The sequence below is a fragment of the Aeromonas sp. s9 genome, assembly GCF_040907765.1.
GTDB lineage: Bacteria > Pseudomonadota > Gammaproteobacteria > Enterobacterales > Aeromonadaceae > Aeromonas > Aeromonas caviae.
In genome coordinates this window covers 114,796-135,943 of the sequence record NZ_JBFOCK010000072.1, presented here as the reverse complement: position 1 = coordinate 135,943, position 21,148 = coordinate 114,796, and the positions used below count along the sequence as shown (strand labels likewise).

Here is a 21,148-nt window from a genome sequence, read left to right as displayed (position 1 = left end):
AGCCACCATGGCAAATCTGCAAGAGAGCGAAGTGTGGGTAGAGGGCATCTACCAACTCGAAACCACCGACCCCGTGATGGGCGGCCCTGACGGCGTCGACAACGTCCAGGCCAAACAGCTGGGCAGCCGCACCAAGTTTCTGAAAAAGCGCCAGGATTCTCTGATCCAGCGCGTCGATGATCTGGAAGAGACCACCGATCAAGAGCTGATGGCCACGATGGGGCAAGAGATTGTGCGCGGCATGGAACAAGCTGCACTTGCCTTCTCGGAAATTGAGAAAACCAAGAAGTTTCGCAACCAGACCGGTAAGGTTCGCTTCGTCAACCGTGGCACCCGCCGTGGCTGCACCGTCACCAAATCGACCACCGCCACCCGCAACCTCACCTTTGAAGAAGGTGAACTGTTCGCCAACGGTCGGGTTTACTTCCTGCCGCTGCGCATCAACGGCGCCGCTGTGCCCAGCAACAACACCGCAGCACCAGCCACCTGCGTCGCCTTTGCTCGCATCACCGCCAACGGCATAGAGCTGGATGTGTCCAACCTCGGCGCCGATGCCCCGGCAGATGCAATTCCGCTATATCGCATCAGCGTACCAGCGGGCAACAACTCGGGCAGCGATCAGTACCTCGCCAACGTCACCCTCACCGACGTGCGCCGTATCGAACCAGATTACCCGCTGATACTGGCAAGCCCACCCGCTGCCTTGGTGCTCTGGCCATTCCCGTTCCCGGTCGGTGATCTGGGCTGGCAGCTCGCCATCGACATGGTCAGTAGCTCAGGCGATGCCGCCGCGCACCATGTGCTGGTCAGCGAGCGGGCCAGCAATGGCGCCCGCCTGACGCTGGCCCACTACGCCGACGATGTCATCGTCAAATACAGCCTCACCAATAACGGAGTATGACCATGCAAATTCTTCTGCTGGGCGCTGGCCCGCACCACGATATCGCCGTCAGCGGCAACCTCATTACCATCGGCGGGCTGACGGTCGACTGTCAGGCGCAGCAACGCCAGGAACAGACCACCATCAGCCTCTATCAAACCGACAGCGGCATCAGCACATCAGGCCCGGGCGCCTTCGTGGCAACCGTGGTGATCCCACCGCAGCAGTGGCCTGCCGCCAATGAACAACCGAACGAAGACCAGCCAGCCGCCAGCCAGCCGCTCCCTCTCAACCCTGACACCGTCACCCTGACCCTCTGGCCAAAATAAGGAGCCAACCATGATTTTTGTAAAAGACAGCCTGCGCGCCGCAGTAGAAGCCGCCAGCGGCGGCACCGTCACAGTGCTTTACACCGCCAAGGGCCAACCGACCTACATGCACATCATCCCGCGCTTTAATTTGCAGGATATCGATCCCAGCTTGGGCACAGGCACACACCCCGCCTTTATCGTCAACGGTGTTGAAAAATCCGAACTGTTTATCGGCCAGCATGCCGGCAGCCTACGCGATGGCGAATTGCTGTCACTGCCGGGGGTAGACTGCGCGACCGGCATCGACTTCGATCAGTCGCTGAACTATGCCGCCGCATGCGGCCAGGGTCACCATCTGATGACCCACGCGGAACAGGCCGCCGTCAGTCTCTGGTGCTGGAAGAACGGATTTGTGCCGCGCGGCAATACCGCCTACGGCCGCAGCTCTGATGCCACCTTCGAAACGGGTCGGCGCGCAGATAAGAAAAGCCCTGGCGATGCATCAGGATCGGCCCGGACCCTTACAGGCTCGGGTCCGGTCAGTTGGCGTCATAACAACAACCCCAACGGTATCGCCGACCTGTGCGGCAACGTGTGGGAATGGCGCGGTGGCCTGCGCTTGATGGACGGCGAAATCCAGGTGCTGGCTAACAACAACGCAGCAGATAGCAAGAACAGCCAGGCAAAAGCATCATCCGCGTGGCGAGCCATCTCTGCCGCCACCGGTGAACTGGTGGCACCGGGTACTGCGGGCACCTTGAAATACGACGCCAGCGCAGCAGGCACCACCGGAGCTCACGGCTCCCCGGTCCTCTCTAATGAAGTCAGTAACCGCAACGGCGAAGCCGGCAGTGATGAGAACGCCCCAGGCAACACATCAGGACCGCTTGAGGCAATCACCACCAAAGCAGGCTTGGTGGTGCCCTCTATCGCAAAAGCGCTTTCTCTTTTCCCGCTGGCCGCAAACTTGGGTGGCGACCTGATCTACCTGCGCAACTACGGTGAGCGCCTCGCCGTCTCCGGCGGCAGCTGGAGCTACGGCGCCAGTGCTGGCGTGTTCGCGCTCAACCTGAGCGACGCTCGGTCGACTCGGGGCACGAGCCTTGGGGCTCGCCCGGCCTTTGTGCTGTAAGCACCGTGACTTTGCAACGCCCCGCGAGAGCGGGGCACATAAGGAGGCGCAATTGGCGAACCCGCTAAAAGTTCGCCAATATTGCCGCTACGTGGATGACTTCATTCTGTTCGACCTGAGCCGTGAGCAAGCTGTAAGCCACAAAGCAGCCATCGAGGAGTTTATTGCCAGAGAGCTGGGCATGACCTATTCAAAGTGGACCATCGCGCCCGTTCGTCGTGGCGTGAACTTCGTTGGCTATCGCACTTGGCGTGGCAGGCGATTTATCCGCAAGCACTCAATGATCAAATTCAATCGCGCCATCCGCCGAGCCAACTGGCCTGCAGCAATATCGATACTGGCCCACGCCCGCAGAACGTCTTCATGCGCAAGGATGCAGGGCGCTATAAAACAGCGCCGCCAGGAGAGGGAGGTGGCCATCGTGCCGAGCGTCGCGATTAGCGAGCCTTGTCACCGCTTCGCCAGTGTGTACGGCCCTCACACACTGGCCGCCGCTCGCCTGTCATCCCCCGCCCCTGCATCCTGACCCTGCTCACATCACATGCATTACCCATGCGAAAAATTGCAAAGAATGCTCCGTCCGGACAACAGGAGAACCTATGGCACTGGACCAATTTCACCACGGCGTGCGCGTCGTGGAAGTCAACGAGGGCACTCGCTCTATCAGCACCGTCGCCACGGCGGTGATCGGCATCATCTGCACCGGCAGCGATGCGGATGCCGCTTACTTCCCCCTCAACAAACCCGTGCTGATTGCCAACCTGCCGGCGGCCATCGCCAAGGCGGGCAGCACCGGCAACCTCAAGCGCTCGCTGCAAACCATCTATGACACCGTCAACACCATCGTCATCGCCGTGCGCGTGGCCGATGGCGCCGACGCCGCCGAGCTGACCAGCAACATCATCGGCACCATCCTGCCGGATGGCAGCTATACCGGCCTCAAGGCGCTGGAGCGGGCCGCCCCGGTCACGGGCGTCAAGCCGCGCATCCTCTGCGTGCCGGACAACTGCACCTTAGCCGTAGCCACCGCCCTGGCGGGCGCAGCCAAGAAGCTGCGCGCCTTCGCCTATGTGCCGACCATTGCCGACACCGTCGAGGCGGCGCTCGCCTACCGCGAGAACTTCTCCAGCCGCGAACTGATGCCGATCCACGGCGACTGGACCGCCTGGGACACCGCCGCCAATGCCAGCATCAAGCTCGATGCCTGCCTCAAGGCTGCCGCTATGCGGGCATTCATCGACAAGGAAATTGGCTGGCACAAGACCCTGTCGAACGTCGGCGTGACCGGGGTCGACGGCATGACCAAGACCCTGTTCTGGGATCTGCAAGACCCCGACACCGAGGTCGGCCTGCTCAACGCCAACGAAATCACTGCCCTCATCCGGGCGGACGGCTTCCGCTACTGGGGCAATCGCACCTGTTCCGATGACCCGCTGTTCGCCTTCGAGAACTACACCCGCACCGCCCAGATCCTGGCCGACACCATGGCAGAGGCGCACATGTGGGCCAACGACAAGCCGCTCACCCCAACTCTGGTAAAGGACATCGTCGAGGGCATCAAGGCCAAGGGCCGCGAACTGGTGGCGGGCGGTTACCTGCTCGGCTTTGACTGTTGGTACAACGAGGAGCTCAACGACAAAGACACCCTCAAGGCCGGCAAGCTGCGCATCGATTACAACTACACCCCGGTGCCGCCGCTCGAAGACCTCGGCTTCATCCAGCGCATCACCGACACCTACCTCATCGACTTCGGCGCCCGCGTCGCGGCCGCCGCATAAGGAGCCACCATGGCACTGCCACGCAAACTCAAACACCTCAACATTTTTCAAGATGGTGAGAACTGGATCGGCGTCGCTGAAGACTACACCCCGGCCAAGCTGAGTCAGAAATTCGAAGCCTATCGCGGCGGCGGCATGATGGGCGCCGCCAACATCCACATGGGGCTGGAGGATGGTGCCCTCGACACCTCCTTCACCTTTGGCGGACTGGAGGCCGATCTGCTCAAGCGTATGGGGCTCGCCAAAATTGACGGCGTCGCCCTACGCTTTGCCGGCTCCCTCCAGCGTGACGACACCGGCGAAGTGGTCGCCGTCGAAATCGTGCAGCGCGGCCGCTTCAAAGAGCTGGACCGGGGCACCCTCAAGACCGGCGACAACTCCCAGAGCAAAATCAGCATGGTCAACACCTACTACAAGGAGACCATGAACGGCGTCGAGCTGTGCGAAATCGACCTGCTCAACATGATCTGGAAGGTCGACGGCGTAGACCTGATGGCCGAACACCGCAAAGCCATCGGCCTCTAATCCACCCAACAACCCAACGGGCGGCCCTTATCCCAACAGAAAGTGCCGCCCTCACCACATCACCAGGACGCAACACCATGGAACACAAGACAGTGACTCTCGACCAAGCCATCCAACGCGGCGACACCACCATCATCGAGGTCCAACTGCGCAAGCCCAAGGCGGGCGAAATGCGCGGACTCAACATGGCCGATGTGCTGCAGATGGACGTCAACGCCCTCACCAAACTGCTGCCCCGCATCACCACCCCGATCCTGACCGAGCTCGAAATTGGCAACATGGACCCGGCTGACCTGCTGCAACTGGGTAGCGAGGTGGCCAGTTTTTTGATGCCGAAGAAAATGAGCTACCTGGCTGCGTAGATGACCTGATGGCCGACATCGCCATCATCGCCCACTGGCCGCCCTCCGAGATGGCGGCCATGGACATCAGCGAGCTGATGGGCTGGCACCAACGCCTCGTTGAAACCCACAACCGCATCAACGGGGCAGACGAACAATGAACCCTCTCAAACTGCAAATCCTCCTCGGGGCGGTCGACAAGCTCACCGCCCCCCTCAAGGCCGCCAGCGGCCAGAGCAGAACCACGGCCAAAGACCTCGCCGAGACGAAAAAGCGCATCAAGGAGCTCGAGACCCAGAGTGGCCAGATTGACGGCTATCGCACCCTGGGAAGCCAAATTGGCGCTACCCGCGCCCAGCTCACAGCAGCCCAACGCGATGCCCAGCAGATGGCCCAGCAACTTGCCAAGGTCGAGCAACCAACCAAGGCCATGACCCGCGCCATGGAGCAGGCCAAACAGAAGGTGCGCGACCTCTCCCAACAGGAGCGGGAAATGGTCGCCCGTCACGGCAGCCTGAAACGGGCCCTGGGCGAGGCAGGCATCAACACCAAGCAGCTCGGCGAACACCAGCGCCGCCTCAAGACCGATCTGGCTTCCGCTAATACCCAGCTCGACCAGCAGCGCGCCAAGCTGGGCCAACTGGCCGACCAGCAAAAGCGCCTCAACCAGGTCAAGGCGAACTATGACAAGACCATGTCCATGCGCGGCACCATGGCGGGCTATGGCGCCGCAGGCATGGCAACCGGTGCTGCGGCCATCTACAAGGGCACCAACATCGCCAGCAAGGCCATGGGCTTTGATGTCGACATGTCCAAGGTGCAGGCGATCACCAGGCTGGACAAAGGCAGCAGCGAACTGGCCGCCTTGCGGGCTCAGGCCCGGGAGCTCGGCGCCAATACCGCCTTCACGGCGGGCGAAGCGGCGCAGGGCCAGGGCTTCCTCGCCATGGCTGGCTTTACACCCAAGGCGATCCGTGACGCCATGCCTGGGGTGCTCGACATCGCCAAGGCCGGGGGCGTCGAAATTGCCGCCGCAGCGGATATCGGCTCCAACATCCTGACCGGCTTCAAGCTGCCGGCAAACCAGATGACCCGACTCGGGGATGTGATGGTCGGCACCTTCACCCGCGCCAACGTCGACTTGCAGATGCTGGGGGAAACCATGAAGTACGTGGGCCCGGTAGCGGCGGGCCTTGGCGTGGATCTTGAAACTGCCTCCGCCATGGCGGGCAAGCTGGGGGATGCCGGTATCCAGGGCAGCATGGGCGGTACCGCCATGCGCGCAATTCTAGGCCGCCTCGCGGCGCCCCCCAAGGCCGCACACGACGCGCTCGCCGATCTGAACGTGAAGACCGCCGATGCCGCCGGTAACCTGCGTGCCCTACCCGATATTCTCGACGAGCTCTACAAGAAGACCAGCAAGATGGGGGACACCACCCGCTCGGGCTACTTCAAGGCCATCGCCGGTGAGGAAGCCTTCGCCGCCCTGGCCGTACTGACCGAACAGGCGGGATCCGGCAAGCTGCAGGAGCTCATCGCCACCTTGAAGCAATCCCAGGGCGAGGCGGGCAAGGTCGCCAAGGTCATGGCTGATAACGCCATCGGTGATCTGGATAACCTCACCTCCGCGTGGGATGACGTGGGCATCCAGATGATGGAGACCGAGAACGGCCCGATGCGCGGGATCATCCAGCGCATCACCGAGATTATCCAGGTCACCGGCAACTGGATGCGGGCCAACCCTGAACTCACGTCCACCCTGACCCGCATCGCGGCCGTGACAGCCGTGGCCGCCGCCGCTGGCGGTTCACTGCTACTTGTCGTGGCTGGCCTGCTGGGCCCGCTGGCGGCCATCAAGATGGGGATGTCGATGCTGCTGGTCTATGGAAGCCCGCTGCTGACCTTCATCAAGGCACTGACCATGGGCATGGTCAGGCTCGGCATTACCATGCTCACCACCCCGATCGGCTGGATTATCGGGCTGCTGGCAGCCCTCGCCTATGCGGTTTACTACGTCTACAAAAACTGGGATGAGCTGGGGCCGAAATTTAAAGCCGTCTGGGAAACCTGCAAGACTGCCACCATGGAATTCTGGGACTATATCGGCACATTACCAGCCAAGGCGCTGGAGATGGGGAAGGCGCTAATCAGTTCACTGGTTGATGGCATCAGCGCCAAGTGGGAGAGCCTGAAAGCCAAGATAAAAGGCATCACAGACCTGCTACCGGACTGGATGAAAGGCGGTTCGTCAATGGAGGTTGCCGTTCAGCATGCGTCAACTGCCCCGGCAGCACTGGATAAAAAAGAGGGAAGATTCGCAGGCTTCTACGATAAAGGCGGCCTGATACCGGCAGGTAAATGGGGCATTGCGGGGGAGAACGGGCCAGAAGTGGTTGAAGGGCCCGCCAGGGTCATCAGCCGTCGTCATACCGCAGCCATGGCGTCAGCGGCCATGCTGGCAAGCATGCCACTGGCTGCTATGCAGCCGCAACTGGACACCGTCCGCACCATCCGAGAGCAGGTCATGCCTGCCGCGCTGCGCCAGCCGGCCGACACCGCCAGAACCATCCGTGAGCAGGTCATGCCTGCCGCGCTACGCCAGCCAGCCGAGGTCGCCCGCACCATCCGCGAGCAGGTCGTGCCTGCCGCGCTGCGCCAGCCAGCCGACACCGCCCGCACCATCCGCGAGCAGGTCATGCCTGCCGCGCTGCGCCAGCCGGCCGACACCGCCAGTACCATCCGCGAGCAGGTCGTGCCTGCCGCGCTGCGCCAGCCAGCCGAGGTCGCCCGCACCATCCGCGAGCAGGTCGTGCCTGCCGCGCTGCGCCAGCCAGCCGAGGTCGCCCGCACCATCCGCGAGCAGGTCATGCCTGCCGCGCTGCGCCAGCCAGCCGACACCGCCCGCACCATCCGCGAGCAGATTGTGCCTGCCGCGCTACGCCAGTCAGCAGATGCATTCAACAGGTCTGGCCCGCGCATAGTAGAGACGCCAAAGCTGGCACCGACAAGAGGCAACAGCACCACCCAGATCCACGCCCCTATCCACATCGTCCAGCAACCGGGGCAATCCGGCGCGGATGTGGCGCAAGAGGTGCGCCGCGAACTGGACAGACGCGAACGGCAGGCCGCTGCCAATGGCCGCGCCTCCCTGACCGACCGCAACTAAGGAGCAACAGCCATGATGATGACCCTGGGCTGGTTCGTGTTTATGCGCTCGACCCTCGCCCCCCTCTCTCAACAAGACGAACGGGCATGGCGCCATCCGGGCAATAACCGGATCGGTGCTCGTCCTGCCTATCAGTTCCTCGGCCCAGATGATGAAACCACCACCCTGAGCGGGGTGCTGCTGCCCGAAGTGACCGGCGGCCCCGTCTCCCTCGACTTGCTCAACAATATGGCTGACAGTGGTCAGGCTTTCCCCCTGATCCAGGGGGATGGCGTCATGCGTGGGTCATTCGTGATCGAGGGCATCAGCACCACCCGCAGCGAGTTTTTCAGCGATGGCACCGCCCGTAAAATCGAGTTCACCATCAAGCTCAAGCGGGTCGATGACAACGACAGATCCCTTGTCCAAACCCTGCTGGGCCGCACTGCGGGCAACCTCTTTGGCCGCCTGGGCTTGGGCAAGCTGGTCGGCAGTATCGGCAACAAGCTCGGGGGGCTTCTCTGATGGGGGCATTCGACCAGTTCGGCACGCGATTGGCCGAAAACTTGGGGCTGACCAATCCGCTCGACGCCTTGCGCCAAGGCCACCCGGTACCGGCTTACCAGGTACTGGTCGACGGCAAAGACATCTCTGCCGCCATCAGGCCGCGCCTGATGTCGATGACCATCACCGACAACCGGGGCTTCACCGCCGACACCATCGAGATCACCCTCGATGACAGCGACGGCCAGCTCGATATGCCACGCCGGGGCGCTACCCTGCGCGCCCTCATTGGCTGGCAAGGCCAGGCCTTAGTCGACAAGGGCACCTACAAAATCGACGAGGTGGAGCACGGCGGGGCCCCGGATGTGCTCACCATACGGGGCAAGTCAGCCGACCTGCGCGGCGGCATGAACAAGCTGCGTGAGCAAAGTTGGCACCAGACAACCGTCAGCGGCATCGTCAGCCAGGTCGCCGCCCGCTACCAGCTCACTCCCTGCGTGGGTGACTCACTCAAGGGCCAGCTGATCGACCACATCGACCAGGCCAACGAGAGCGATCTCGCCTTCCTCACCCGCCTGGCTGGTCAGTGCGATGGCATTGCCACCGTCAAGAATGGCCGCCTGCTGTTTATCAAAGCAGGCCAGGGAACCACCGTCAGCGGTCAGCCTCTGCCGGCCATCACCATCACCCGTCGGGATGGCGATCAACACCGCTTCTCGGTTGCCGACCGGGATGCCTACACCGGCGTGACCGCCTACTGGCAAGACAACAAGGAGGCGGAAAAGAAGAAAGTCGAGGTGAAGCGCAAGAAGAAGACCAAGCCGAAACAGGAACGGCCCTTGCCTCCGGGTGTCATGGTCAACAAGCAAGAGAACGAACTGCTGGTCGGTAGCAGCGAGAACGTCAAAGAGCTACGGCATGTCTATGCCAGCCAGGCTAATGCCATGCGGGCCGCCCGGGCTGAATGGGAGAAGCTGCAACGCGGCGTGGCCGACTTCCAGATCACCCTGGCGATGGGTCGCCCTGAACTCTACCCGGAGCAACCCACCACCGTCAGAGGGTTCAAGCCCCAGATTGACGAGGCCGACTGGCTGCTCACCCAGGTAGTGCACGACCTCACCAATCAGGGATACACCAACCGCCTGCAGCTCGAGGTGAAACTCGACGAGCTGCCAGAATGAAAAATGGGGGCAACTTGCTGCCCCCATTTACTTGTATTACCTGTGCAATCAAGCCGTTTTCAGCTGATTGGCAGATTCACTTTCCTTTGCCCACTGCTCTTCTTTGCGTTTCATAGCCAATGCTTCCGTTGCAATTCTCTTCATCTCACAGTCAACAAACCGTGTGAGAGCTTGCCGAACCAGTGGCTGATAGCCAATACCATTCAACTCCGCAATGGTTTTCAGATTATCGATAAGCCCTTTCTGCAATCTGATCGAAATCGGCTGTAAAGAGAGGGCTTCGTTTATCAAATCATCTGTGGAATGGTGGGATACTGCTACATAACTCTCATCGGTGCCCAGAACCCCAGAATCCCACGCATCTTCAGTGCCAAGGATTGCTTTTTCATGGGTGCTCATTGAATTAATCCCTCGATGGTTGAGCGGAACGTCTATGACGATCACGTGATAATTAACGGCTTGCTAAAAAGGTACAAGCCAAATCAGACGGCGAATTTATTATATATTTCAATCTCTTTTTGATTTGCCGCGTATGCGGTTTTTATGTATATGTCACCGTCACGGAGCATAAAACAGACCTTCAGCTTTCTGCCTCGGTCTGTTTCTGCAATAAACCATTCTGTAGGGGGGTTAGTCTGGTGGTCTTCTCTAGTGTCGGTCAGGAAGCCCTTGCTCCTGTTAGCAAACGCCTCTATGACCTCATCAACTTCGACACCGTGCTTGACCTTCAGTTTGGCCCTAACTGCCGGCGATATGTTTAGTGCCAACTCGACCCCCTGCATTTACGTTGTATATACATCGTATATCGTATGGGATCGATGGTCAATTATCGATGAGAGATTTAAATAGTAGCGGCGAGGTAAAACCTCGCCGCCACCTTATCGCCACCACCATCACGAAACGAAAATATGTGATTGTTTTAAATAGATAAAATTCAATTCAAAGTATATGAGATGGTTGTAGTTAAGGTGTGACATCCGATGGGGTTCCCGCGCCAGGCGGGCTCCGGTAGCAGCTGAGTTCAACCGCCAGAATGTCATACATGTCGCTGATCGAGTCAACCTTGTTCGCGTCGAACTGTGCCTGCAGATGGGCCTTGAGACGACCGGCATCCGGCATTCGCTCGGTGCAATAGCGCTTGTTGGACAGCTTGACTCGCTCGCCGGCACGACTGCTCAGTGCCCGTTCGGCGAAGGTCTCTCCGAACCGGGCTTTTACCTGAGAGTCCCCCAGCATGAGTGCGCTGTCGACCACCCCGTTGAGATAGGCAGAACAACTTGCCGAGGTGGCATCCCGCTGACAATCGGCCAGACTATCTGCCCAGAGTGCAGGGCTCGCCAGCATGACTAACCATCCTAGTTTTCTCATAACCCCTCCGTACTTTGATTCGCCTCCCGATTGGGCAGCGATATCCGCAGGGCGATGTAACCGATCACGGCCGCGAGTGTGGAACCTGCCAGGATCCCGAGGCGCGAGTAGCTGCCGTAGTCCAGTCCGCCATGCTCGAATGCCAGCGATGCGATAAACATCGACATGGTAAAGCCGATGCCACACAGAATGCTGACGGCAAAGATCTGTCTGAAGTTCACTCCTTGCGGCAGTTGGGCAATGCCTGATTTCACTGCCAGCCAGCTGATGGTGAAAATCCCGAGCGGCTTGCCGACGAAGAGCCCCAGGATGATCCCCATGGGGAGCGGATTGAGCAGAGCCGAGAAGTAGACCCCCTCCAGCGATACCCCGGCGTTGGCGAAAGCGAACAGTGGCAGGATCAGGAAGGCGCTCCAGGGGTGCAGCACATGCTCCAGATGCTTGAGTGGCGATGCGTAACGCTTGCCGTTGAGGGGGATCATGAAGCCCACGATGACCCCCGCCAGGGTCGCATGGACACCGGACTTGAGCACGGCAACCCAGAGCACCAGGCCGACCAGCATATAGAGTCCAATCCTGTCCTCACCACGGCGATTCATCCAGAGCAAGGCCAGGGTGGCCACCACACCTATCGCCAGCGCAGTCAGCGACAGTTGCTGGGTGTAGAAGAGGGCAATGATGATGATGACCCCCAGATCGTCCATGATAGCCAGCGCCAGCAAGAAGACCTTGAGGCTGGTCGGTACCCGCTTGCCCAGCAGCGCCATGACTCCGAGAGCGAAGGCGATGTCGGTGGCGGCCGGAATCGCCCAGCCAGCACGGGTAGCCTCGTCTCCGTAGTTGAAGAAGCTATAGATGAGGGCCGGTGCCAACATACCCCCCACGGCAGCAATGGCCGGGAAGGTTGCCTGCACCCGGGAGGAAAGCGCCCCCTCCAGCATCTCTCGCTTCACCTCGAGACCCACCAGAAGGAAGAAGATCGCCATGAAGCCATCGTTGATCCAGAGCAGCAGCGGCTTGTTGATGTCGAGGGCCGCGATGCGAACCTGCACCTCGGTATTGAGGAAGCTCTGATAGTGTTGCGCCAGGGCGGAGTTGGCCAGACCGATGGCCACGAGGGCGGCCAGGATCAGAATTATTCCGGAAGCCGACTCCAGTTTGAGAAAACGCTTGAATACATCGCTCATATCTAACTACCCATAAGATTCCATTTTTTCAGTCTAGGGCCCGAGTAGCTCAATGAAAAATCGTTTCTTACGGCTAATAACAACGAAAAAACCGAAAGCAAAACGGATATTGCCTGCTATAAGCAGGTTTTTTCCCCTTTTCAAGAGCCGTCTCCCAGCCAGAAAATTGCATATTAATTCACAAAAATGCAAAAAGGCGCCCGCAGGCGCCTCTAATAGCTGAGTGTAGATTCATCGTCACCTGAGAGACGGGGCTCGCCCCGTACTCATAACCTACTCAAATGGCGACAGGCGCCTTGATCCCTGGATGGGGATCATAGCCCTGGATTTCGAAATCGTCGAACTGGTAGTCGAAGATGGAGTCAGGCTTGCGCTTGATCACCAGTCGCGGCAGCGGTCGTGGCTCGCGAGAAAGCTGCAGCGCCGTCTGCTCCATGTGGTTAGAGTAGAGGTGTACGTCACCACCGGTCCAGACGAAGTCCCCCACTTCGAGATCGCTCTGCTGGGCCATCATGTGGGTCAGCAGGGCGTAGCTCGCGATGTTGAACGGCAGTCCCAGGAATACGTCGCAACTGCGCTGGTAGAGCTGGCAGGAGAGCTTGCCGTCCGCCACATAGAACTGGAAGAAGGCGTGACAGGGGGCAAGCGCCATCTTGTCCAGCTCACCCACGTTCCAGGCGGAGACGATGATGCGGCGGGAATCCGGATTGTGCTTGATGTCGTCCACCGCCTTCTGGATCTGATCCACTACGCCACCATCAGCAGTCGGCCAGGAGCGCCACTGGGCGCCGTAGACCGGGCCCAGATCGCCGTTCTCGTCGGCCCACTCGTCCCAGATGCTGACGCCGTTCTCTTTGAGGTAGGCGATGTTGGTATCGCCGTCGAGGAACCAGAGCAGCTCGTGAATGATGGAGCGCAGGTGACACTTCTTGGTGGTCACCAGCGGAAATCCTTCTGCCAGATTGAAGCGCATCTGATGACCGAACAGGGAGACGGTCCCGGTCCCGGTACGATCGGATTTGACTGTCCCCTCGTCCAGGATCTTCTGCATCAGGTCGAGATAGGCGCGCATTACTTGGCCTCCTTGGTGGCATTGCCGAACAGACGCGGCTGCTTGTAGGCGGCCCAGATCATGAGTGCCCCGGCTACTATCATCGGGGTAGAGAGGATCTGGCCCATGCTGATCTCGTTGAAATAGAGGCCCAGCTGGCTGTCAGGCTGACGAACAAACTCCACCAGGAAGCGGAACAGGCCGTAGAACAGCAGGAACATGCCGGAGATGGCACCGCGGGGCGGGTGCTTGCGCCAGAACAGGTTCAGGATGATGAAGAGCACCACCCCTTCCAGGGCGAACTGGTAGAGCTGGGAGGGGTGACGCGGCTCTGGGCCCGCCTCGGGGAAGATGATGGCCCAGGGCACATCGGTGACCCGGCCCCACAGCTCGCCGTTCATGAAGTTGCCGATACGGCCGACGCCAAGGCCAAACGGAATGAGTGGCGCCACGAAATCAGCCACGGTGAAGAAGTGGCGCTGGGTCTTGTGGGCGAACCAGATCATGGCGGTGATGACCCCGATCAGGCCACCGTGGAACGACATGCCCCCGGTCCAGATCTTGAACAGGTAGGTCGGGTCGGCGAGGAAGAGATCGAAGTTATAGAACAGCACGTAACCGATGCGCCCTCCCAGGATCACCCCGAGGAAGCCATAAAACAGCAGGTCGGATACCTCGTTGCGGGTCCAGCCGCTGTTGGGTGCATCGGCACGGCGACCTGCCAGCCACATGGCGAAGGCAAAACCGAACAGGTACATGAGACCATACCAGCGTACCGATAATGGTCCCAAACTGAATGCTACGGGATCAATCTGCGAGAAAACCCAATATCCGTCGTGCTGCATAGGCGGCCCCAATCATAAGAAAAGCCGCATTCTCCGATCATTCTTACGCAGTAACAAGACGGAATATCAATCGGGCAGCCTGACCTTGTGCCCAGCCCGCAGTAAGCCTCCCAGACCGTGCTCTTCCAGATAGCGGGCAAACAGGCCGCGCAGAACGTGAGGATTGTCATGCTTGAGACCATCCGCCATCAGCGCCTTCAACTCACCAAGGTCGGATTGCCGCAGCACGTATTTGATACGGGAGATGTTGTGGGTATTCATGCTGAAACGACGATAGCCCATGGCCAGCAGCAGCAGCACTCCGACCGGATCGCCAGCCAGCTCGCCACAAACAGAGACCGGCTTGTGATAGCGCTGAGAGGCATCGACCAACAGTTGCAAAGCACGGATCACCGCGGGATGGAAGGCATCGTAGATGCTGGCGACACGGGCATTGTTGCGATCCACCGCCAGCAGGTACTGAGTCAGGTCGTTGCTGCCCACCGACCAGAAGTCGATGAGCGGCGCCATCTCCGGCAGGATGTACAGCGCGGAGGGGACTTCGATCATCACTCCGAGACTGGGGTAGCGGATCACCGCATCGCGGCTGGCCGCTTCTTCCGACACCTCGCGCCACGCCTGATCCAGCAGACGACGGGAGGCCTTGATTTCACTGACGCTGCTGATCATCGGCAGCATGATGGCCAGATTGTCCAGCCCTTCGCTGGCCCGCAACATGGCCTTGAGCTGAACCAGGAAGAGCTCGGGGTGATCCAGGGTGAGCCGGATCCCCCGCCAACCAAGGAAGGGATTTTCCTCCACGATGGGGAAATAGGGCAGTTGCTTGTCCCCCCCCACATCCAGAGTCCGCATGCAAACCGGGCGATCCCGATAGGTTTCCAGGATCCCGCGATAGCGGGCAGTCTGCTCCCACTCCGAAGGGAAGCTGTCCTGCAGCATGAAGGGGATCTCGGTGCGATAGAGCCCGACCCCGTCCGCCAGATGATTGAGGGAGATCTCGGTATCCGCACTCAGCCCTGCGTTGAGCAGCAGGGAGACCTTGGTGCCGTCGGCAGTCTCGGAGGGCTGGTTGTCGACGCTGCGCACCAGGGTGTCGAGTGCCCGCTCCTCGCTCAGCAGTTGCCGGTACTCGGTCAGGATCACCTGGTTGGGTTCGATGAAGAGATCGCCGCTGTAGCCATCGATGACCAGAGTGCGCCCGCCGATGTCACCGAGGGGCAAATCCACCCCCATGATGGCCGCCACCCCCATGGCACGGGCCAGGATGGCGGCATGGGAGTTGGTCCCGCCCTTGAGCGACACCACACCGCTCAGAAATTCCCTCGGGATCTCCGCAAGGATGGTGGCTGTCACTTCATCGGCGACCAGCACCACGGGTTCGCCGATGGTGAGCTGCTCGGGTTCGTCCTGCACCAGCCGGCTGATGAGCCGCTGGGCGATGTCTTTCACATCGGTGGAGCGCTCCCGCAGATAGGGATCTTTCATCCCCTTGAACTGCTCTATCAGCCGATCGCTGATGAGTTTGACCGCCGAGATCGCCGTCCAGTGTTCCTTGCTGACCTTGTTGCGGATGGGCTTGATGTAGCCGGGATCGTTCAACAGGTGCAGATAGATGTCGAAGATGGCGACCGAGTCCTGGCTGTAGCTCTCGCGAAAACGCAGTGCCAGGCTCTCCAGATCGTGGCGCACTTCCTCCACCGCCAGCTCGAGACGGGCAAGCTGCTTGGCATGATCCTCGTCCTTGCGCGGCGTGATGGTATTGAGCGCCTTGCGCGGACGCCACACCCAGGCCTTGGCAATGGCGATGCCACTCGCCCCGGCAATACCGCGCAGCGGCTTGCTCCAGTCGGTCTTCTGCAGCCACCCCTTGGCCTGGGCCTGGGCGATGCGGGCAGCCAGCTGAGCCGCCAGGGTGACCATGAAGGATTCCTCCCCCTCATCGAAGAGGCGGCTCTCCTTCTGCTGCACGACCAGAATCCCCACCACCTGACGCTGATGCATGATGGGAGCGCCGAGGAAGGAGCGAAACGCCTCTTCCGCCACATCGGGCAGGAACTTGAAACTGGGGTGAGAGGGGGCATCGGCCAGGTTGATCAGCTCTTCACGCTGACCCACCAAACCGACGATACCCTGCTCGAACGGCAGGGTGGCCTTGCCCACGGCCGATTCGGCCAGACCATCGGTCGCAGCCAGTCGATAGCGGCGCATGTCCGGCTCGGCCACATAGACGGAGCAGCAGTCCACCGTCATGGCGAGCCGGGTCTGGCTCACCAATGCTTGCAAGGCCTGTTCGAGGGTGTTGGCCTCGGCCATGCTTTCCACGATGCGTCTGAGTTCCGTCAGCAACTAGTTGTGCTCCTTAACGCGAGCGGTTGCGCCGCCCATCTTTTCGGTTAGCCTGCACCACGGGGACTGGCATGGCCAGCGGGGCAAACTCCTTCATCACCCGGCGGTAAACCTCCCGCTTGAAGGAGACGACCTGACGAACCGGGTACCAGAAGCTGACCCAACGCCAATCATCAAATTCCGGGTGACCATGACAGCCAAACTGGATCCTGGACTCTTTGCCAGGATCGAGCTGCAACAAAAACCATTTCTGCTTCTGGCCAATACAGACCGGTGAACTGTCCCAGCGGACGAGTCGTTTGGGTAAGCGATACTTCAGCCAGTTGCGACTGGTCGCCAGTATGGTCACATCGTCCTGCTTGAGGCCTATCTCCTCATACAGCTCACGATACATGGCCTGTTCCGGCGATTCACCATCATCAACCCCCCCCTGCGGAAACTGCCAGGAGTGCTGCCCATAGCGCTTAGCCCACAATACTTGTCCGTCACGGTTACAGATCACGATGCCGACATTGGGACGAAATCCGTCACCATCTATCACGTGATCACCTTATAAAGGCTGAATCTATAACGAGATTGTTCCACATTCACCCCGTGGCGGCAAACAGGGACTGTCATCTTCCATTCATGAATAACTTGGCATTTCAAGCAAAGTTATAAACAAATTGAAGGTTCATGCTAGGCAAGTTGCCCACCCAGACTGTGCATAAACCTGTGATCAAGCAGGTATATACAGTAGTTTTATACTGTGGCATTGCACGGAAGCATATCATATCCGATTCACTTAAAAACAAAATATACATTTAAATACATAAGGTTATATTTTGATTGCTGGATCAAGATCCATGTCTTTTGCCTAAGAGGATCCAGCCTGTCAATTGTGAACAAGTTCGACTGCTCAAAGATCCACCAAGACGGATTTATCCACAGATATGGCGCATTATCTGCACCGAAATGGCGCTGAAAATCGGCGTACTCTCACATTTATTTCTGGTGCCACGCTTCCTTTCACCACTTTACGCCAGTTATCCAAGATTTCTGTGGATAACTGTGTGCAACAGCTCGCACAAACCCTTGGACAACTCGTTTTTGCGGGGATCCGGCGTGCCGATATACTGGATAAAGAAAGTAAATCCCTTTAAAATCATTTGGATATGTTGAATTTGGCCATCCATGTCTCCCTGTGTATAGTCGGGCGAGGATCGGTTATAAAATCAGCGACACCATGCAAGGATCCGTATTGCGATGTCTATTATCTCCAGAGGAGCCCTCATGCCTGCCAATCCCCAGTCAGAACAAGAGCTGCTAAGTCGAGCCTACGCCATGGCTGGCTTCACTCTGGCCCAGCTTGCCGCAACGGCAGGCATCCCCGTACCGCGGGATCTCAGACGTGACAAGGGCTGGACAGGGCAGTTGATCGAGTGGCAGCTGGGGGCCAGCGCGGGCAGCCGACCGGAGCAGGATTTTCCGGATCTCGGTATCGAGCTCAAGACGATCCCCGTCGATCCTCAAGGGCGCCCGCTGGAAACCACCTTTGTCTGCGTGGCCCCCCTCATCGGGGTCAGCGGCCAGCGCTGGGAGGAGTCGAACGTGCGCAACAAGCTGTCGCGGGTGCTCTGGATCCCGGTGGAAGGCAGCCGCGACATCCCTGTCGGCGACCGTCGCGTCGGCATGCCGCTGCTATGGAGCCCGCATGAAGAGGAAGAAGGACTGCTGCGCCAGGACTGGGAAGAGCTGATGGACATGATAGTGCTGGGGGAAGTGGAGCAGATCAGCGCCCGCCACGGCCAGGTATTGCAGCTGCGCCCCAAGGCGGCCAACAGCAAGGCGCTGACCCGCGCCATCGGCCGCAATGGCCAACCCATCATGACGCTACCACGGGGCTTCTACCTCAAGATCGAGTTCACCCATCAGCTCCTGCAGCGCCATTTTGCCCTCCCCCTTTGATCCTGCTTATCAACATCCTTGTCATAAAGTGACATAAAAATAACCAGCGCTACTTTCTTCGCAACCAGTGACAAGGAGTCCATATGCCGATCAACAAGCAATTCCTCAAATCGCGTCCCGAGGTCAAGGTGACCTTTGCCGTCGAAAAGGAGGCCGCCGGTGATGCCGAGCAGGTCTTGCTGCTGGGTGAATTCAGCCAGTGGCAGCCCATTGAACTGAAGAGGATGAAAAACGGGGAGTTCAAGGCGACACTCAACCTGCCGACCGATGGCCCCAGCCATTTCGAGTATTGCTATCAGCTAGTGCAACCCGATGGTAAAACCCTTTATGACAACGACTGGGAGGCGGACGACTACGTGCCTGGCCCCTTCGGGCGTGACAACTCGGTGGTGCGGGTCAGCCAGCCAGGTTGAGCTGGAACACCCGAAAGCGGATACAAAAAAGGCTCGCCAATGGCGAGCCTTTTCACTACCTGTCGAGCTTTTCGCCGACATACCGACACCAATTCGAATCGAATTAGTTGAGCTTCTCTTTGATACGAGCAGCTTTGCCGGACAGGTTGCGCAGGTAGTACAGTTTGGCGCGGCGAACATCACCACGACGCTTCAGTTCTACACTGTGGATCAGCGGAGAGTGAGTCTGGAATACACGCTCAACACCTTCGCCGTTGGAGATCTTGCGAACGGTGAAAGCAGAGTGCAGACCGCGGTTACGCTTGGCAATCACGATGCCTTCGAAAGCCTGCAGACGCTCTTTACCACCTTCTTTAACACGAACTTGAACACGTACGGTGTCGCCCTGGGCAAAAGCCGGGATGTCGGTACGCAGTTGCTCTTGTTCAAGCTGCTGAATAATCTTGCTCATTGTCTTTCCTTACCTAGGATAAACTGAAAACTCTACTTAACGCTGTCACGCACTTCGCGGACATACTCGGCAAGAAGTGATTCTTGCTCGTCAGTCAGAGCTAGGTTGTTAATAAGTTCCGGCCTTCTCTGCCAGGTTCGTCCGAGCGATTGCTTGAGTCGCCAGCGCCGAATCACTTCGTGATTGCCGCTTGTCAGCGCCTCGGGCACCGTCAGCCCATCCAACACCTCCGGCCGAGTATAGTGGGGATGATCCAGCAGCCCATCCGTGAAGGAGTCCTGCTCGGCACTGGCCTGATCACCCAAGACCCCCGGGACCAGACGCGAAACCGCATCGATCAGGGTCATGGCAGGCAACTCGCCACCACTTAACACGTAATCTCCGATAGACCACTCTTCGTCGACTTCGGTTTGTATCACGCGCTCATCGATACCTTCGTATCGACCGGCGACCAGAATCAGTTTCTGATTCGTCGCCAACTCGGTCACGCCCGCTTGAGTCAGCTTGCGTCCCTGAGGAGAGAGATAGATGACTTTCGCCCCGTCTCCCGCCGCTTGCTTGGCTGCATGAATGGCATCACGCAGCGGCTGAACCATCATCAACATGCCGGGCCCACCACCATAAGGACGATCATCGACCGTACGGTGTTTGTCGTGGGTGAAGTCCCGAGGGTTCCAGCACTCAATCTGCAGCAGGCCACTCTTGACGGCCCGACCCGTTACCCCGTGCTCGGTAATGGCTCGGAACATTTCCGGGAAGAGGCTAATGACCCCAATCCACATAAGAAACCTCCGGCACCCGTGTTAGCGCGGGAAACTAGAAACCAGGATCCCAATCAACTTCGATTGTTCGAGCAGTCAGATCAATATTCTTGATCACCTGCTCTTCCAGGAACGGTATCAACCGCTCCTTTGCACCAAAGGCATCTTTTACATTGGCCTCAACCACCAACACATCGTTGGAGCCGGTTTCCATCAATTCGGTCACCTTGCCCAGGTCGTATCCCTTGGTGGTTACCACGGTGCAACCAATGAGGTCACGCCAGTAGAACTCCCCTTCGGGCAACGCAGGCAACAGATCGGCGGGGACGCCAATCTCGACGTTGGTCAATGCCAGGGCATCCTCACGCACATCGATACCATCGAGTTTGCAGATCAGACCCTTGTTGTGACGCTTCCAGGATGACACCCGGATTTCACGCCACGCCCCGTTCTGATTGATCAGCCAGGGGTTGTAATCGAAAATCGCTTCGGCAACATCGGTGAAGGAGTTCACTTTAAGCCAGCCCTTGATTCCGTAAACGGTCCCCAGGGTGCCCAGAACTACAGGTTTTTCCACCTTAACTCCCTACCGTTTGGCTGATTAAGCAGCTTTGGCAGCGTCTTTGATCAGCTTGGCAACGCGGTCAGAAACAGCGGCACCAGTAGCAACCCAATGCTCGATACGAGCCAGGTCCAGGTTCAGCTTTTCAGCGTTACCAGCAGCAACCGGGTTGAAGAAACCGACGCGCTCGATGAAACGACCGTCACGGGCGTTACGGCTGTCAGCAACTACTACCTGGTAGAACGGACGCTTTTTCGCGCCACCACGTTGTAAACGAATGGTTACCATATCGTCCTCATAAACATCTAATGAACAAGGCCTGCAAATACGCAGACCCTAGCTTAAAATAAGCCGCATAATTCTACTTGGATTCGTAATAATTGCAACCAAGCCAGCTATTTTTTGCGCAGGGATTGGCAT

The 21,148-nt window shown here is 59.0% G+C and carries 25 protein-coding genes; 13 read left to right on the top strand and 12 right to left on the bottom strand.

What is annotated here, in order from left to right:
* Positions 1–7: 7 nt before the first annotated feature.
* The 11 genes from AB5Y54_RS15320 to AB5Y54_RS15270 all read left to right on the top strand — a co-directional run bounded on the left by AB5Y54_RS15320 (position 8) and on the right by AB5Y54_RS15270 (position 9,797).
* On the top strand, positions 8–901 hold the full coding sequence (locus AB5Y54_RS15320; RefSeq protein WP_368153971.1) for a hypothetical protein: 894 nt from the start codon (positions 8–10) through the stop codon (positions 899–901).
* A 2-nt stretch (positions 902–903) separates the two neighbouring features.
* Positions 904–1,209, top strand: coding sequence for a hypothetical protein (locus AB5Y54_RS15315; protein WP_182787818.1), 306 nt, complete (start codon positions 904–906; stop codon positions 1,207–1,209).
* A gap of 10 nt (positions 1,210–1,219) precedes the next feature.
* Positions 1,220–2,323 carry a hypothetical protein gene (locus AB5Y54_RS15310; protein WP_368153969.1) on the top strand — a complete coding sequence of 368 codons (1,104 nt, stop codon included), beginning with the start codon at positions 1,220–1,222 and terminating at the stop codon, positions 2,321–2,323.
* Positions 2,324–2,375: 52 nt separating this feature from the next.
* Positions 2,376–2,849 (top strand): hypothetical protein, encoded by a 474-nt coding sequence (locus AB5Y54_RS15305; RefSeq protein ID WP_368153968.1) that lies wholly within the window; start codon positions 2,376–2,378, stop codon positions 2,847–2,849.
* Between the two features lie 79 nt (positions 2,850–2,928).
* Positions 2,929–4,101 (top strand): phage tail sheath protein, encoded by a 1,173-nt coding sequence (locus AB5Y54_RS15300; RefSeq protein ID WP_368154004.1) that lies wholly within the window; start codon positions 2,929–2,931, stop codon positions 4,099–4,101.
* A 9-nt stretch (positions 4,102–4,110) separates the two neighbouring features.
* A complete protein-coding gene (locus tag AB5Y54_RS15295) occupies positions 4,111–4,626 on the top strand; it encodes a phage major tail tube protein (RefSeq protein ID WP_128313105.1) in 516 nt (171 codons plus the stop codon).
* 77 nt (positions 4,627–4,703) lie between these two features.
* Positions 4,704–4,988, top strand: a complete 285-nt coding sequence (locus AB5Y54_RS15290; RefSeq protein ID WP_368153967.1) for a phage tail assembly protein — start codon at positions 4,704–4,706, stop codon at positions 4,986–4,988.
* A gap of 8 nt (positions 4,989–4,996) precedes the next feature.
* Positions 4,997–5,128: a GpE family phage tail protein gene (locus AB5Y54_RS15285; protein WP_368153965.1), complete on the top strand. Its 132-nt coding sequence runs from the start codon at positions 4,997–4,999 to the stop codon at positions 5,126–5,128.
* On the top strand, positions 5,125–8,133 hold the full coding sequence (locus AB5Y54_RS15280; RefSeq protein WP_368153964.1) for a phage tail tape measure protein: 3,009 nt from the start codon (positions 5,125–5,127) through the stop codon (positions 8,131–8,133). Before AB5Y54_RS15285 ends, AB5Y54_RS15280 begins: the two co-directional genes overlap by 4 nt.
* Positions 8,134–8,145: 12 nt before the next feature.
* On the top strand, positions 8,146–8,637 hold the full coding sequence (locus AB5Y54_RS15275; protein WP_104452358.1) for a phage tail protein: 492 nt from the start codon (positions 8,146–8,148) through the stop codon (positions 8,635–8,637).
* The gene (locus tag AB5Y54_RS15270) at positions 8,637–9,797 is read left to right on the top strand and encodes a phage late control D family protein (protein WP_368153963.1); all 1,161 of its coding nucleotides are present in this window, start codon (positions 8,637–8,639) and stop codon (positions 9,795–9,797) included. The genes AB5Y54_RS15275 and AB5Y54_RS15270 overlap by 1 nt, the downstream gene beginning before the upstream one ends.
* Before the next feature lie 48 nt (positions 9,798–9,845).
* On the opposite strand, the gene AB5Y54_RS15265 is transcribed toward AB5Y54_RS15270, so the two are convergent.
* From AB5Y54_RS15265 to rppH, 8 genes are all read right to left on the bottom strand, one after another.
* The gene (locus tag AB5Y54_RS15265; RefSeq protein ID WP_210538223.1) at positions 9,846–10,196 is read right to left on the bottom strand and encodes a hypothetical protein; all 351 of its coding nucleotides are present in this window, start codon (positions 10,194–10,196) and stop codon (positions 9,846–9,848) included.
* Between the two features lie 83 nt (positions 10,197–10,279).
* Entirely contained in the window at positions 10,280–10,564 is a 285-nt protein-coding gene (locus AB5Y54_RS15260; RefSeq protein ID WP_246876652.1) for a hypothetical protein, read from the bottom strand.
* Between the two features lie 196 nt (positions 10,565–10,760).
* Positions 10,761–11,141: a hypothetical protein gene (locus tag AB5Y54_RS15255; RefSeq protein WP_175429470.1), complete on the bottom strand. Its 381-nt coding sequence runs from the start codon at positions 11,139–11,141 to the stop codon at positions 10,761–10,763.
* 20 nt (positions 11,142–11,161) lie between these two features.
* Positions 11,162–12,352, bottom strand: a complete 1,191-nt coding sequence (gene nhaA, locus AB5Y54_RS15250) for a Na+/H+ antiporter NhaA (RefSeq protein WP_223933441.1) — start codon at positions 12,350–12,352, stop codon at positions 11,162–11,164.
* 277 nt (positions 12,353–12,629) lie between these two features.
* Positions 12,630–13,424 carry a thymidylate synthase gene (thyA, locus tag AB5Y54_RS15245; RefSeq protein ID WP_201890516.1) on the bottom strand — a complete coding sequence of 265 codons (795 nt, stop codon included), beginning with the start codon at positions 13,422–13,424 and terminating at the stop codon, positions 12,630–12,632.
* Positions 13,424–14,248, bottom strand: coding sequence for a prolipoprotein diacylglyceryl transferase (gene lgt / locus AB5Y54_RS15240; protein WP_043757665.1), 825 nt, complete (start codon positions 14,246–14,248; stop codon positions 13,424–13,426). Before lgt ends, thyA begins: the two co-directional genes overlap by 1 nt.
* A gap of 66 nt (positions 14,249–14,314) precedes the next feature.
* A complete protein-coding gene (ptsP, locus tag AB5Y54_RS15235; protein WP_010673090.1) occupies positions 14,315–16,594 on the bottom strand; it encodes a phosphoenolpyruvate--protein phosphotransferase in 2,280 nt (759 codons plus the stop codon).
* 13 nt (positions 16,595–16,607) lie between these two features.
* Complete coding sequence (rppH, locus tag AB5Y54_RS15230; RefSeq protein WP_010673089.1) at positions 16,608–17,135, bottom strand: RNA pyrophosphohydrolase; 528 nt, start codon at positions 17,133–17,135, stop codon at positions 16,608–16,610.
* Positions 17,136–17,866: 731 nt separating this feature from the next.
* Here rppH and mutH point away from each other — a divergent pair.
* Together mutH and AB5Y54_RS15220 are read left to right on the top strand one after the other, a co-directional pair.
* Entirely contained in the window at positions 17,867–18,541 is a 675-nt protein-coding gene (gene mutH / locus AB5Y54_RS15225) for a DNA mismatch repair endonuclease MutH (protein ID WP_201985215.1), read from the top strand.
* 83 nt (positions 18,542–18,624) lie between these two features.
* Positions 18,625–18,954: an isoamylase early set domain-containing protein gene (locus AB5Y54_RS15220; RefSeq protein ID WP_109111807.1), complete on the top strand. Its 330-nt coding sequence runs from the start codon at positions 18,625–18,627 to the stop codon at positions 18,952–18,954.
* 103 nt (positions 18,955–19,057) lie between these two features.
* Here AB5Y54_RS15220 and rplS read toward each other — a convergent pair whose 3' ends face one another.
* Genes rplS through rpsP form a run of 4 tightly spaced genes read right to left on the bottom strand, consistent with a single transcriptional unit; the run spans position 19,058 to position 21,016 of the window.
* On the bottom strand, positions 19,058–19,405 hold the full coding sequence (gene rplS / locus AB5Y54_RS15215; RefSeq protein ID WP_005313505.1) for a 50S ribosomal protein L19: 348 nt from the start codon (positions 19,403–19,405) through the stop codon (positions 19,058–19,060).
* Between the two features lie 32 nt (positions 19,406–19,437).
* Positions 19,438–20,187 (bottom strand): tRNA (guanosine(37)-N1)-methyltransferase TrmD, encoded by a 750-nt coding sequence (gene trmD / locus AB5Y54_RS15210; RefSeq protein WP_010673086.1) that lies wholly within the window; start codon positions 20,185–20,187, stop codon positions 19,438–19,440.
* A gap of 34 nt (positions 20,188–20,221) precedes the next feature.
* The gene (rimM, locus tag AB5Y54_RS15205; protein ID WP_039039979.1) at positions 20,222–20,743 is read right to left on the bottom strand and encodes a ribosome maturation factor RimM; all 522 of its coding nucleotides are present in this window, start codon (positions 20,741–20,743) and stop codon (positions 20,222–20,224) included.
* 24 nt (positions 20,744–20,767) lie between these two features.
* Positions 20,768–21,016: a 30S ribosomal protein S16 gene (gene rpsP / locus AB5Y54_RS15200; protein ID WP_010673084.1), complete on the bottom strand. Its 249-nt coding sequence runs from the start codon at positions 21,014–21,016 to the stop codon at positions 20,768–20,770.
* Positions 21,017–21,148 lie beyond the last annotated feature (132 nt).